Below are 13,304 nucleotides of genomic sequence, written 5' to 3' on the forward strand. Positions count from 1 at the left end.
TTTGATAAAAGCCTAAGGACAAAAAAGCCAACACTACAATAATGTTGGCTTTTATCAATCCCATAAAATGTAAGGTTAAGATCTTAATCCGATCTCACCTTCATTTTTTATTCAGAATTACTTAGTACGCTTGAACTTAATGTCCCAAACACCGTGACCTAAACGGTGGCCACGAGCTTCAAACTTAGTCAGTGGACGCTCGTCTGGACGAGGAATGTAATCACCATCTTCAGCGATATTCTCGAAACCTGGAGCTACGTTCATCACTTCAATCATATGTTCTGCGTAGTTTTCCCAATCTGTTGCCATGTGGAAAATACCAGTATCAAGTTGCAGCTTACCGCGAACCATCTCTGCAAACTCAGCCTTAACGATACGACGTTTGTGGTGACGAGCTTTATGCCATGGGTCAGGGAAGAACAGTTGCAGTGTATGCAGGCTGCTGTCTGGGATCATGTGTTCAAATACTTCTACTGCATCGTGACACATTACACGCAGGTTAGTTACGCCAGCATCGCGAGCTGTACCTAAACACGCACCAACACCTGGGCTGTGAACTTCAATACCTAAGAAGTTTTTCTCAGGCGCATTCTTTGCCATTTCAACCAGTGATGCACCCATACCGAAGCCAATTTCTAGTACAACAGGGTTGTCGTTGCCAAACACTTCTTTCCAATTAAGAAGTTCTGGGTTGTAGTCGATACCCATTGTTGGCCAACATTCGTTCATCGCGTTTTCTTGGCCTTTTGTTAAGCGGCCTTCGCGTCGAACAAAACTACGGATCTTACGAACCAGTTTGCCGTCTTCAGTATATTCGTTAGTGGTCACTTCACTCATTGATTTTTGCCTGCACATTGATTAATCAAAGCGGGGATTATCCAAAGAATTGCCTCCGGTGCAAGTCTTTCCGTGGATAAATTCCCACACAATTTGTCTGTTTTACATCCAACCGTAAGTGTGGTGCAATTTCACTCCTAATAATAGCAAAGCATAGAGCATGTCGTGACTCCTTTCGCAACCGCCATATTAAAGTGGTATGACGCCTTTGGGCGTAAAGAATTACCTTGGCAACAAAACAAAACCGCCTACACCGTTTGGCTATCTGAAATCATGCTTCAGCAGACTCAGGTTGCCACGGTGATTCCATACTACCAGCGCTTCTTAGAGCGCTTTCCAACGGTTATCGACCTAGCAAACGCTGAACAAGATGAAGTGCTCCACTTATGGACGGGGCTTGGTTATTACGCGCGAGCTCGTAACCTTCACAAAGCAGCCAAGATTGTTGCCGAGCAATACGGTGGTGAATTTCCGCTTTCTATCGAAGAAATGAACGCGCTACCGGGTATTGGACGCTCTACTGCCGCTGCAGTGCTGTCCTCTGTGCATAAACTCCCTCATGCGATTCTTGATGGCAACGTCAAGCGCACCTTGGCGAGAAGCTTTGCAGTAGAAGGTTGGCCTGGGCAAAAGAAAGTCGAGAACCAGCTTTGGGAACACGCAGAAGCACACACTCCCAATCAAGATGTTGACAAGTACAATCAAGCCATGATGGATATGGGTGCGATGGTTTGTACTCGTAGCAAGCCCAAATGTACGTTGTGCCCGATTGAAAGCATGTGTGAAGCTAAGAAGCTCGATAAACAGCTCGATTTCCCTGGTAAGAAGCCTAAGAAAGAAAAGCCAATAAAAGAAACATGGTTTGTAATTCTGTACCACGATAATCAAGTATGGCTCGAACAACGCCCTCAGTCTGGTATCTGGGGAGGACTGTTCTGTTTCCCTCAAAATGAAAACGCAGAGATCGAACATCAATTAGATATTCGTTCGATCAAAGACAACGAAGCCGATTCGATCAAGACCATGATTGCGTTTCGACATACTTTCAGCCACTACCACTTAGATATCACACCTGTATTAGTAAAATTAGATAAACAACCAGATTTGATAATGGAAGGGACTAAAGGTCTCTGGTATAACTTATCAAAACCGGAAGAAATTGGCCTAGCCGCTCCTGTAAAGCAGCTTATTGAGAGCCTACCCTTTGAACTGAACGACGACGTTTGAATCAACGAACGCGATAAGAGGAACCACTATGAGCCGCACTGTATTTTGTGCTCGCCTTCAAAAAGATGCTGAAGGCCTAGATTTTCAACTTTACCCAGGTGACTTAGGTAAGCGTATCTTTGACAACATCTCTAAAGAGGCTTGGGGACAATGGCAAAGCAAACAAACCATGCTTATCAATGAGAAGAAGCTAAACATGATGGATCCTGAACATCGTAAACTTCTTGAAACTGAGATGGTTAACTTCCTTTTTGAAGGTAAAGATGTCGTTATTGATGGCTACACTCCACCAAGCGAATAAGACATTTATTTAAGCAAATTTTAATGACATCATGGTTAACGCTGCGATGTCATTTTTGTATGAGGAACTATGAAAAAGCTAAGTTACTTCCTAACAGCCATGTTGTTAACTGGGTGCAGTCGTGAATTTGTCGAAAGCATTTATGATGTTAATTACGAACCAACCAACCGATTTGTCAGTAATTTAGCGGAGCTACCCGGTCAATTTGAAAAAGACACAGGGGCGTTAGATTCTTTAATTAATAGCTTTTCTGGCAACATCCAAAAACGTTGGGGCAGTAGTGAAGTAAAGATGGCGGGCAAGAGTAACTATGTGAAATACATAGATAATTACTTGAGCCGTTCAGAAGTAAACTTTAGCCAAGGTCTAATCACAGTTGAAACCGTATCCTCAACTGATCCTAAAAAGCACCTCAAAAATGCAATAATGACGACACTTTTAACGCCAGATGATCCTGCGAATGTCGATCTATTCTCTTCCAAAAGCATCAAGTTAGAAGGTCAACCTTTCCTCTATAACCAAGTCGTTGATCAGGATAAGAAGCCTATCCAATGGACATGGCGTGCTAACAAATTTGCTGATTACCTGATCGCCAATAACCTAAAAACCAAGGAAGTCGACTTTAAAAAAGCGTATTACGTCGAAATTCCAATGGTGGCCGATCACGCCAGCAAACGAAGCTATAAGTACGCCGATATCGTTCGTCGCGCATCTCAACGTTATGACATTCCTGAAGACTTGATTTACGCAATCATCAAAACAGAAAGCAGTTTCAATCCATACGCCGTGAGCTGGGCGAATGCTTATGGTCTTATGCAGGTGGTCCCAAAAACGGCAGGCCGAGATGTCTTTAAACTCGTCAAAAAGAAATCTGGAGAGCCTAGTCCTGAGTACTTATTCAATCCAGAAAACAACATAGATGCTGGCACTGCGTACTTTTACATCCTTAAAAATCGTTATTTGAAGGACGTGCAACACCCAACCACACTTGAATACAGCATGATCTCAGCATACAACGGTGGCACTGGTGGGGTACTCAATACCTTCAGCAAGGACAGAAAGCGGGCAATGCGTGACCTAAACTCATTGCAACCTAGTCAAGCTTACTGGGCACTGACAAAGAAACACCCAAACAAAGAGTCGCGTCGATACTTAGAAAAAGTAACAAAATTCAAGAAAGATTTTAACCAAGGTAAAACGTAAGCCTCACTTTTGAATAAAAAAACAACTAACGAACGTTTTTTTTAATTATTTTCAAAAAAGGTGTTGACGGTTATGCAGAAAATCCGTTTAATAGCGCTCCGTTGCCCGGATAGCTCAGTCGGTAGAGCAGAGGATTGAAAATCCTCGTGTCGGTGGTTCGATTCCGCCTCCGGGCACCACAATTTGATTTGTTGGTGTCATTACTCTTTAACAGGGAGTAGCAACACGAACAAAAGCATAAAGAATTTAGTGTGCCGACTTAGCTCAGTAGGTAGAGCAACTGACTTGTAATCAGTAGGTCACCAGTTCGACTCCGGTAGTCGGCACCATTCTTTTGCCTCGATAGCTCAGTCGGTAGAGCAGCGGATTGAAAATCCGCGTGTCGGTGGTTCGATTCCGCCTCGAGGCACCATTATTTGGTACTTAACAAATAATGGTCTTTATAGACCTGATGTTGAGACAAGTAATTCCCCTTTAGTTCAGTTGGTAGAACGGCGGACTGTTAATCCGTATGTCGCAAGTTCAAGTCTTGCAAGGGGAGCCACTTTAAAGAACTTCATTTTATATGAGGTTTTAATTAGAGAGTTTACTCTCTAAAGCAAAGAATTTAGTGTGCCGACTTAGCTCAGTAGGTAGAGCAACTGACTTGTAATCAGTAGGTCACCAGTTCGACTCCGGTAGTCGGCACCATTCTTTTGCCTCGATAGCTCAGTCGGTAGAGCAGCGGATTGAAAATCCGCGTGTCGGTGGTTCGATTCCGCCTCGAGGCACCATTATTTGGTACTTAACAAATAATGGTCTTTATAGACCTGATGTTGAGACAAGTAATTCCCCTTTAGTTCAGTTGGTAGAACGGCGGACTGTTAATCCGTATGTCGCAAGTTCAAGTCTTGCAAGGGGAGCCACATTCAAGAAAGCCAAGTCGAAAGACTTGGCTTTTTTTTGTTTGAGCAAAAGCTAACTCTATTCAGTATTGCCGCCAACTCAACATCAAGCCCTGATCATCTCCATAAAGTTAAAGCATCCCCTTTCCTATCTCGACAGTATCCATCCTTGAATTCGTTCAAACCCTCTCGATACAAACTAAACCACCTCTGAAATTAAGCACCTTTAGCCGCGTATCGTCACATAAAAACAAACAACATGTCAGTCCGTTACTTTTTTTGCTTCGTAAATTTAATCTTCATCATGTTTTGATATCTTTCTGATATCTGCCCTACACGACTTAGATTAAGATTCGATGAATTATATCTAATACTAATTATTGAATCGCTACGCAGGAAAATATGAAATTAAAAACGCAAGCTTACTTATTATCGGGCATCATCTTGATCGCTCTGCTGGCGCTAACTGCTACTGGTTTATGGACCTTGAGAGTCGCTAGTAACATGGACAACAAAGCTCGTGTGACAGAGCTATTTAAGAGCGCATACAGCATTCTTACTGAAGTCGAAAAAATGGCTATTGATGGCACTCTAGAAGAACAACAGGCCAAACAACTTGCTACTCGCCTACTACGTAACAACATCTATAAAGACAATGAATACGTTTATGTTGCGGATGAAAACATGACGTTTGTTGCGACACCTCTGGATCCACAACTACACGGGACCAGCTTTAATGATTTTAAAGACGGTGATGGAAACAGTGTTGGCCAACTCATTCAACGAGTACTTGGCAATCGTACTGGCCAGATCATTGAGTACACCTGGACACAAAAGCTTCCAGACGGAACGATTGAAGAAAAACTGTCTATTGCAGAGAAGACTCCGCATTGGGGTTGGGTTGTCGGTACAGGTATCGGCTTCAATGAAGTCAATGCACGTTTCTGGTCAACGGCTCAATGGCAATTGTTTCTATGTGTCGTGATTGCTGGTCTTATTTTATCAAGCCTAATTGTATCTATTAAGCGAATGCTGGCACTTCTTGGCGGAGAACCTAAAGATGTAAGAGAAGCGGTACAAGCCGTCGCAGAAGGCCGCATTCAAACCTCTTTTGAAACTCAGGCAATAAACGGCAGTATTTATCACGCTGTACAACAAATGAGTAAGTCGTTAGCCGAGCTAGTATCAAACCTTAATGCCTCAATGCTGGCATTAAGAGGTGAGTTACAGCGCGTGGAAGATCGTGCAGGTTCTATCGCTCAGCTGACCGAGACTCAGCAACAGTCGACTGAGATGATCGCGACAGCTATGACGGAAATGGCCTCTTCAGCCAACAATGTTGCTGATTCAGCGGGCGATACAGCGCGTAATACTGACGAAGCTGATAAACAGAGCCAACATACTCAGCGCCTAATTCACAACACAGTAGATAACATTCAAGGTCTAGCAGGCCAACTCGGCACAGCAAGTGAAGCCGTCGCTAACTTAGATAGCGATGTACATAACATCGTTAAGGTCTTAGACGTCATCGGTGATATTGCGGAACAAACTAACCTTCTAGCACTGAATGCAGCAATTGAAGCGGCGCGTGCTGGTGAACAAGGTCGCGGATTTGCCGTTGTAGCAGATGAAGTTCGCAACCTTGCAGGTCGAACACAGTCAAGCACCAAAGAAATCCAGCTAATGATCAATAACCTTCAAGAAGGCTCTCGTAACGCGATAAAAACTATGGAAGTGTGTGCGACTACCAGTGAAAGCACCGTAACAGAGTCTCAGAATGCCTCTGAAGCACTACAACAGATAGTTGTGGCGTTAGAGTCTATTTCATCAATGAGTCATCAAATCGCGACAGCCGCCGCTGAACAGACTCAGGTGAGTGATGATATTTCGAAGCGTATCAATATGATCGAAGAAAGTGGCAACCAACTGAGTAATGTAGTGACAGAAAGTCATAACAGCACTCAAACACTCGCCTCTCTTTCTAACGAATTAGAAGCTTGGGTTAATAGGTTTGAAGTAAAACACTAAACTCTCAGCAAAATTCTTAAATATAAAAGCACGTTTTCATACGTGCTTTTTTTATTTCGACGCCCATTCAGTGTAGTTAACCGTAGTTTTACTATCTTTTAGAGCATGCTAGACCTAGGCTTTTTGCCCCAAACGAACAAAAACAACCCACTAAGTATAGAAAAACATCAAACAATACTTTTTTTGCAATTTAATGTTGACCCAGAACGCGAAAACACGTTTAATACACCTCGTCGCCCGGATAGCTCAGTCGGTAGAGCAGAGGATTGAAAATCCTCGTGTCGGTGGTTCGATTCCGCCTCCGGGCACCACAATTTATTTGTTGGTGTCCTAGAAAACAACAGTAAAGCACAAAGAAATATTATGTGCCGACTTAGCTCAGTAGGTAGAGCAACTGACTTGTAATCAGTAGGTCACCAGTTCGACTCCGGTAGTCGGCACCATTTCTTTAAAGCTTTAAGAATAATTCCCCTTTAGTTCAGTTGCTAGAACGGCGGACTGTTAATCCGTATGTCGCAAGTTCAAGTCTTGCAAGGGGAGCCAAGTTAATCATCAAGCATAAGCTTTTTGATTCATGATGCCGACTTAGCTCAGTAGGTAGAGCAACTGACTTGTAATCAGTAGGTCACCAGTTCGATTCCGGTAGTCGGCACCATTCTCTTGATTAGAGACTAAACAATCAATTCCCCTTTAGTTCAGTTGGTAGAACGGCGGACTGTTAATCCGTATGTCGCAAGTTCAAGTCTTGCAAGGGGAGCCAATTAGAAAAGGCCGCATCATTGATGCGGCCTTTTTGCATTTAAAGATCCGAATTTCCCCATGCAAGTACCTTCACCTCTCTAATACCCTTTCGATTCAGTAACTAACCGTTTCATGTTCTTCCAAAACTACCAAGCTTCACTCTTTAATTCGCTTTGAATCCCTAACCTAGCAACAGCGACACATTTAAATAAGAGTCACTCATAACATACTTACCATTTATGTCATTGATGAAGAGCTCGGCTGAAAAAAATCAATGACTAAGTATGGAAACAAGACAACTTAATAAAGAATCAACTAAGCTCTAGAAAGGCTCTGTTGGCTGCTTAAAATGAAGTAACATACAACTCACTCTTTATCGAAACTATCCACCACGATAGCTCCCATAGACGCTGGCATGGAAATAACGATAACCCTTTTGATAGATACAATTGGATCGCTTAATAAAGGCAGTTTGTCCAAACAAGTCAGCACCAAAGCAACAACCAATGCAGTCATCACATAAGCAATAACAATTCTGAAAATAAACACCGGCAATCGAGCGACAATATCTTTTTGAAATACACTCTCATACGTGTAAAAGCCAAGGAATAAAGCAGACAATAGAAACAACAACAGCAAGTTAGCGGTAGGTAAAGTCTCCCCTAACTTCCAGGCTTCTTCAGAAAAAGAAATTGGCACGGCCAAAGCAAAAGATCCTACAAATATCTGGCTGGCATCTTCAAAGTTAAAGCTTAATTTCATAGATCTACCTTTAAGGCTTTAGGGCGCAATCGATTTGTCGAACCAATCCCAAAACTATCAGTTCATGAACTTGGGTAATTTGGGCTATCAACTAACAAAGATCACTTTGAGTAACCTTATACTAGCCTCCTTTACCAACACACAACTTAAACTAGTAAGCAATAAATCAAATGACTCACAGGCAAAGGCGTGTATCGCTGTAACCCATGATGACAAATCAATAACTAATATCGAGTAAACAAACACACCTCAGTAAAAAACCAGAAACATCACGAAGATCGAGTCAATTCTTCCTCTAAACCAGGATACGGGAGATGTTCTATCTAGATGATTGATCGAATACTGTCATTTCAAACCTTAGCTATTCTAATCATTAGCTGCAGACCAACACATAGCTAGTCACTTAAATACTATATCTAGAATTGTTAGCCTTTACTAAGCAAATGAAACAAGGTGCTAAAATACGCTTCAAAATGGCTTTAGGGTTAATGTATGCTAGGAGTAGTTAATTAATACCGACAAGCTCTACCACGCTCTAAAAAGGCTTCTAACGCACAGCTAGAGCCTTATCTTCATCAAAGAATTCCGACCGAAAGAATAATCGAGTTCGTAGACAAGCACATTGCCAATATTAAAGAGTAATACTCATAACCTAACTGAAGTCATGATGGCACACCCCAAACGAAACTGGGCATTCCCTCTATCAACAGATCTCATATAGCGCTAGACAGTTGGAGAAACTGTAGATGAGCCAGCACGACTTGGTTTACCAGGGACAAATCCCTATAACTCCACACTTTCGATTACGATACCTTAATAAGTTAAGTAGCTAATGATGTAGGCTGTTGAAATATATCTAAGTCATTCTCGATTAGAATCGTAAGAAAGCCCAGCTATTGATAACAGAGCTTCCCCAATAAGTATCTAGATATGAGGCATTGCAAGCTATTGGGATTGCAGGTCGCACTGAGAAACCTTATCCAAGTAAAGGGTAAGCCTAGTCTTTAAGGCCAGATTTTCGAAGTAGGGCTGAAATTCACACGACTGAGCAATGAGCTGAGCCCATTCTAAAAATGTAGAAAGCCTCACGAGGCGTTCTAATCAGTGATTGAATTACTGGGAAACCTTTTTCGGAACTAGTCTGTCTAACCCCAAATATGAAACTGGAAACGACGAAAGCCTAGTCGTGAGACTAGGCTTTCTAATAAGTGGCGAATGGTCAGCTATAGGCACCCCCTCGCAGGGCTCGTTCGAGCGAAGGGTAGAAATACAATTATTTAGATGTAAAAAAGCCCCGCTATTTCTAGCGAGGCTTCTAAATAAGTGGCGGAGTGGACGGGACTCGAACCCGCGACCCCCGGCGTGACAGGCCGGTATTCTAACCAACTGAACTACCACTCCGCAGTGTCTATTCAGCATAATGCAATTTAAGCCTGACGATGTCCTACTCTCACATGGGGAAACCCCACACTACCATCGGCGCTATTGTGTTTCACTTCTGAGTTCGGCATGGAATCAGGTGGGTCCACAATGCTATGGTCGTCAAACAAATTCTGGTGTTAACTTGATGAATCAAATTAACTAAATAGTGGTGCTGATACCCAGACTCGAACTGGGGACCTCACCCTTACCAAGGGTGCGCTCTACCGGGCTGAGCTATATCAGCAAATTGAAAATCGTTAAAAACGATTCTCTAAATTTAAAGCCTGGCGATGTCCTACTCTCACATGGGGAAACCCCACACTACCATCGGCGCTATTGTGTTTCACTTCTGAGTTCGGCATGGAATCAGGTGGGTCCACAATGCTATGGTCGCCAAGCAAATTTTAAAATTCGGAAAACTGGATTTAAAAGTATCTCTTCAAACTCATTCAAGGTCTGGTCTTTCTTTGAGTCCACAAAACCCCTTGGGTGTTGTATGGTTAAGCCTCACGGGCAATTAGTACAGGTTAGCTCAATGCCTCGCAGCACTTACACACCCTGCCTATCAACGTCGTAGTCTACGACAACCCTTTAGGACACTTATAGTGCCAGGGAAAACTCATCTCAAGGCTCGCTTCCCGCTTAGATGCTTTCAGCGGTTATCGATTCCGAACTTAGCTACCGGGCAATGCCATTGGCATGACAACCCGAACACCAGAGGTTCGTCCACTCCGGTCCTCTCGTACTAGGAGCAGCCCCTTTCAATTTTCCAACGCCCACGGCAGATAGGGACCGAACTGTCTCACGACGTTCTAAACCCAGCTCGCGTACCACTTTAAATGGCGAACAGCCATACCCTTGGGACCGACTTCAGCCCCAGGATGTGATGAGCCGACATCGAGGTGCCAAACACCGCCGTCGATATGAACTCTTGGGCGGTATCAGCCTGTTATCCCCGGAGTACCTTTTATCCGTTGAGCGATGGCCCTTCCATTCAGAACCACCGGATCACTATGACCTGCTTTCGCACCTGCTCGAATTGTCATTCTCGCAGTCAAGCGGGCTTATGCCATTGCACTAACCACACGATGTCCAACCGTGTTTAGCCCACCTTCGTGCTCCTCCGTTACTCTTTGGGAGGAGACCGCCCCAGTCAAACTACCCACCAGGCACTGTCCGTAATCCCGATTCAGGGACCAACGTTAGAACATCAAAACTACAAGGGTGGTATTTCAAGGACGACTCCACCACATCTAGCGACGCGGTTTCATAGTCTCCCACCTATCCTACACATGTAGGTTCAATGTTCAGTGCCAAGCTGTAGTAAAGGTTCACGGGGTCTTTCCGTCTAGCCGCGGGTACACTGCATCTTCACAGCGATTTCAATTTCACTGAGTCTCGGGTGGAGACAGCGTGGCCATCATTACGCCATTCGTGCAGGTCGGAACTTACCCGACAAGGAATTTCGCTACCTTAGGACCGTTATAGTTACGGCCGCCGTTTACCGGGGCTTCGATCAAGAGCTTCGACCGAAGTCTAACCCCATCAATTAACCTTCCGGCACCGGGCAGGCGTCACACCGTATACGTCATCTTACGATTTTGCACAGTGCTGTGTTTTTAATAAACAGTTGCAGCCACCTGGTATCTGCGACTCTCGTCTGCTCCATCCGCAAGGGACTTCACTGATAAGAGCGTACCTTCTCCCGAAGTTACGGTACCATTTTGCCTAGTTCCTTCACCCGAGTTCTCTCAAGCGCCTTGGTATTCTCTACCCGACCACCTGTGTCGGTTTGGGGTACGATTCCTTACAATCTGAAGCTTAGAGGCTTTTCCTGGAAGCATGGCATCAATGACTTCACTACCGTAGTAGCTCGACATCGTATCTCAGCGTTAAGAAAGTCCGGATTTACCTAAACTTTCCGCCTACGTACTTGAACCTGGACAACCGTCGCCAGGCCCACCTAGCCTTCTCCGTCCCCCCATCGCAATTGTAAGAAGTACGGGAATATTAACCCGTTTCCCATCGACTACGCCTTTCGGCCTCGCCTTAGGAGTCGACTTACCCTGCCCCGATTAACGTTGGACAGGAACCCTTGGTCTTCCGGCGAGGGAGTTTTTCACTCCCTTTATCGTTACTCATGTCAGCATTCGCACTTCTGATACCTCCAGCAGCCCTTACAGACCACCTTCAACGGCTTACAGAACGCTCCCCTACCCCACATACCCTAAGGTACGTAGCCGCAGCTTCGGTGTATAGCTTAGCCCCGTTACATCTTCCGCGCAGGCCGACTCGACCAGTGAGCTATTACGCTTTCTTTAAATGATGGCTGCTTCTAAGCCAACATCCTGGCTGTCTGAGCCTTCCCACATCGTTTCCCACTTAGCTATACTTTGGGACCTTAGCTGGCGGTCTGGGTTGTTTCCCTCTCCACGACGGACGTTAGCACCCGCCGTGTGTCTCCCGGATAGTACTTACTGGTATTCGGAGTTTGCAAAGGGTTGGTAAGTCGGGATGACCCCCTAGCCTTAACAGTGCTCTACCCCCAGTAGTATTCGTCCGAGGCGCTACCTAAATAGCTTTCGGGGAGAACCAGCTATCTCCAGGTTTGATTGGCCTTTCACCCCTAGCCACAAGTCATCCGCTAATTTTTCAACATTAGTCGGTTCGGTCCTCCAGTTGATGTTACTCAACCTTCAACCTGCCCATGGCTAGATCACCTGGTTTCGGGTCTAATCCTAGCAACTGTACGCCCAGTTAAGACTCGGTTTCCCTACGGCTCCCCTAAACGGTTAACCTTGCTACTAAAATTAAGTCGCTGACCCATTATACAAAAGGTACGCAGTCACACCACGAAGGTGCTCCTACTGCTTGTACGTACACGGTTTCAGGTTCTATTTCACTCCCCTCACAGGGGTTCTTTTCGCCTTTCCCTCACGGTACTGGTTCACTATCGGTCAGTCAGTAGTATTTAGCCTTGGAGGATGGTCCCCCCCATATTCAGACAGGATATCACGTGTCCCGCCCTACTCGATTTCACTGATTATGATGTGTCGGTTACGGGGCTATCACCCTTTATTGCGAGACTTTCCAGACTCTTCACCTGCATCATTAAAAGCTTAAGGGCTAATCCAATTTCGCTCGCCGCTACTTTCGGAATCTCGGTTGATTTCTCTTCCTCGGGGTACTTAGATGTTTCAGTTCCCCCGGTTTGCCTCCTGTTGCTATGTATTCACAACAGGATACGTGCTTATGCACGTGGGTTTCCCCATTCAGAAATCCCAGACTCAAAAGGTTATTACTACCTAATCTGGGCTTATCGCAAGTTATTACGTCTTTCATCGCCTCTGACTGCCAAGGCATCCACCGTGTACGCTTAGTCACTTAACCATACAACCCGAAAGGGTCTTAGTGTATGGCAACTAACCAAGGTTTTTGGTTGTCATCAAGAAGGGTTAATTCCTGATAACTGTTTGCCGGACTCAATTGTGAATCAATGTAAACATTGATTCGAATACAAGACACTTGAATGTGTTTGTTGTGTTTATCAATAAAGATAAACATTGAGAACTTTTAAATTTGATTGAATTACTCGTAAGTAATCAAATCAGTCAGCTTTCCAAATTGTTAAAGAGCTTGATTTCTTTCGAAACCATTTTTAAAGATTCTTAAGGAAAAACCCTTAAAGATGGTGGAGCTATGCGGGATCGAACCGCAGACCTCCTGCGTGCAAGGCAGGCGCTCTCCCAGCTGAGCTATAGCCCCATCTAGGTATCTAGTCGATATTGGTGGGTCTGAGTGGACTCGAACCACCGACCTCCCGCTTATCAGGCGAGCGCTCTAACCAGCTGAGCTACAGACCCAATATCGTCTCTTTTACTTTCTAAACCTAATCAATC

Annotated in this window: 7 protein-coding genes, 16 tRNA genes and 3 rRNA genes; 16 read left to right on the plus strand and 10 right to left on the minus strand. The window is 44.5% G+C overall.

Going from position 1 to position 13,304, the window contains the following annotated elements; all coding sequences use genetic code 11:
- Positions 1 to 117: 117 nt before the first annotated feature.
- Positions 118 to 837: a tRNA (guanosine(46)-N7)-methyltransferase TrmB gene (gene trmB / locus QWZ07_RS20040; protein WP_004735468.1), complete on the minus strand. Its 720-nt coding sequence runs from the start codon at positions 835 to 837 to the stop codon at positions 118 to 120.
- Positions 838 to 1,002: 165 nt separating this feature from the next.
- Here trmB and mutY point away from each other — a divergent pair, with 165 nt between their 5' ends.
- The 16 genes from mutY (at position 1,003) to QWZ07_RS20120 (ending at position 7,240) form a co-directional block, all read left to right on the plus strand.
- Complete coding sequence (gene mutY / locus QWZ07_RS20045; protein WP_192852329.1) at positions 1,003 to 2,064, plus strand: A/G-specific adenine glycosylase; 1,062 nt, start codon at positions 1,003 to 1,005, stop codon at positions 2,062 to 2,064.
- Between the two features lie 28 nt (positions 2,065 to 2,092).
- Entirely contained in the window at positions 2,093 to 2,365 is a 273-nt protein-coding gene (locus QWZ07_RS20050; RefSeq protein ID WP_004735465.1) for an oxidative damage protection protein, read from the plus strand.
- Between the two features lie 69 nt (positions 2,366 to 2,434).
- Positions 2,435 to 3,568: a membrane-bound lytic murein transglycosylase MltC gene (gene mltC, locus QWZ07_RS20055; protein ID WP_192852330.1), complete on the plus strand. Its 1,134-nt coding sequence runs from the start codon at positions 2,435 to 2,437 to the stop codon at positions 3,566 to 3,568.
- Between the two features lie 103 nt (positions 3,569 to 3,671).
- Positions 3,672 to 3,747 (plus strand) — tRNA-Phe (locus tag QWZ07_RS20060).
- Between the two features lie 74 nt (positions 3,748 to 3,821).
- Positions 3,822 to 3,897: transfer RNA gene (locus QWZ07_RS20065), tRNA-Thr, on the plus strand.
- Between the two features lie 7 nt (positions 3,898 to 3,904).
- Positions 3,905 to 3,980: transfer RNA gene (locus QWZ07_RS20070), tRNA-Phe, on the plus strand.
- A 56-nt stretch (positions 3,981 to 4,036) separates the two neighbouring features.
- A tRNA-Asn gene (locus QWZ07_RS20075) sits at positions 4,037 to 4,112 on the plus strand.
- 70 nt (positions 4,113 to 4,182) lie between these two features.
- Positions 4,183 to 4,258, plus strand: a tRNA-Thr gene (locus QWZ07_RS20080).
- A gap of 7 nt (positions 4,259 to 4,265) precedes the next feature.
- Positions 4,266 to 4,341: transfer RNA gene (locus QWZ07_RS20085), tRNA-Phe, on the plus strand.
- Between the two features lie 56 nt (positions 4,342 to 4,397).
- Positions 4,398 to 4,473, plus strand: a tRNA-Asn gene (locus tag QWZ07_RS20090).
- 381 nt (positions 4,474 to 4,854) lie between these two features.
- Entirely contained in the window at positions 4,855 to 6,480 is a 1,626-nt protein-coding gene (locus QWZ07_RS20095) for a methyl-accepting chemotaxis protein (protein ID WP_076672340.1), read from the plus strand.
- 235 nt (positions 6,481 to 6,715) lie between these two features.
- Positions 6,716 to 6,791, plus strand: a tRNA-Phe gene (locus QWZ07_RS20100).
- Positions 6,792 to 6,847: 56 nt separating this feature from the next.
- Positions 6,848 to 6,923: transfer RNA gene (locus QWZ07_RS20105), tRNA-Thr, on the plus strand.
- Between the two features lie 24 nt (positions 6,924 to 6,947).
- Positions 6,948 to 7,023 (plus strand) — tRNA-Asn (locus QWZ07_RS20110).
- Positions 7,024 to 7,059: 36 nt separating this feature from the next.
- A tRNA-Thr gene (locus tag QWZ07_RS20115) sits at positions 7,060 to 7,135 on the plus strand.
- Between the two features lie 29 nt (positions 7,136 to 7,164).
- A tRNA-Asn gene (locus tag QWZ07_RS20120) sits at positions 7,165 to 7,240 on the plus strand.
- 347 nt (positions 7,241 to 7,587) lie between these two features.
- Here the strand turns inward: QWZ07_RS20120 and QWZ07_RS20125 are convergent.
- From QWZ07_RS20125 to QWZ07_RS20165, 9 genes are all read right to left on the minus strand, one after another.
- Positions 7,588 to 7,983 carry a DUF2391 family protein gene (locus QWZ07_RS20125; protein WP_192852331.1) on the minus strand — a complete coding sequence of 132 codons (396 nt, stop codon included), beginning with the start codon at positions 7,981 to 7,983 and terminating at the stop codon, positions 7,588 to 7,590.
- A 1,324-nt stretch (positions 7,984 to 9,307) separates the two neighbouring features.
- Positions 9,308 to 9,384 (minus strand) — tRNA-Asp (locus QWZ07_RS20130).
- 30 nt (positions 9,385 to 9,414) lie between these two features.
- Positions 9,415 to 9,530: ribosomal RNA gene (gene rrf, locus QWZ07_RS20135) — 5S ribosomal RNA — on the minus strand.
- Positions 9,531 to 9,572: 42 nt separating this feature from the next.
- A tRNA-Thr gene (locus QWZ07_RS20140) sits at positions 9,573 to 9,649 on the minus strand.
- 38 nt (positions 9,650 to 9,687) lie between these two features.
- Positions 9,688 to 9,803 (minus strand): 5S ribosomal RNA (gene rrf, locus QWZ07_RS20145).
- A gap of 98 nt (positions 9,804 to 9,901) precedes the next feature.
- A 23S ribosomal RNA gene (locus QWZ07_RS20150) occupies positions 9,902 to 12,795 on the minus strand.
- Between the two features lie 18 nt (positions 12,796 to 12,813).
- Positions 12,814 to 12,969 (minus strand): hypothetical protein, encoded by a 156-nt coding sequence (locus QWZ07_RS20155; RefSeq protein WP_017109141.1) that lies wholly within the window; start codon positions 12,967 to 12,969, stop codon positions 12,814 to 12,816.
- Positions 12,970 to 13,094: 125 nt separating this feature from the next.
- A tRNA-Ala gene (locus QWZ07_RS20160) sits at positions 13,095 to 13,170 on the minus strand.
- Between the two features lie 21 nt (positions 13,171 to 13,191).
- A tRNA-Ile gene (locus QWZ07_RS20165) sits at positions 13,192 to 13,268 on the minus strand.
- Between the last annotated feature and the right edge of the window lie 36 nt (positions 13,269 to 13,304).

The sequence above is a fragment of the Vibrio lentus genome, from assembly GCF_030409755.1.
GTDB lineage: Bacteria > Pseudomonadota > Gammaproteobacteria > Enterobacterales > Vibrionaceae > Vibrio > Vibrio lentus.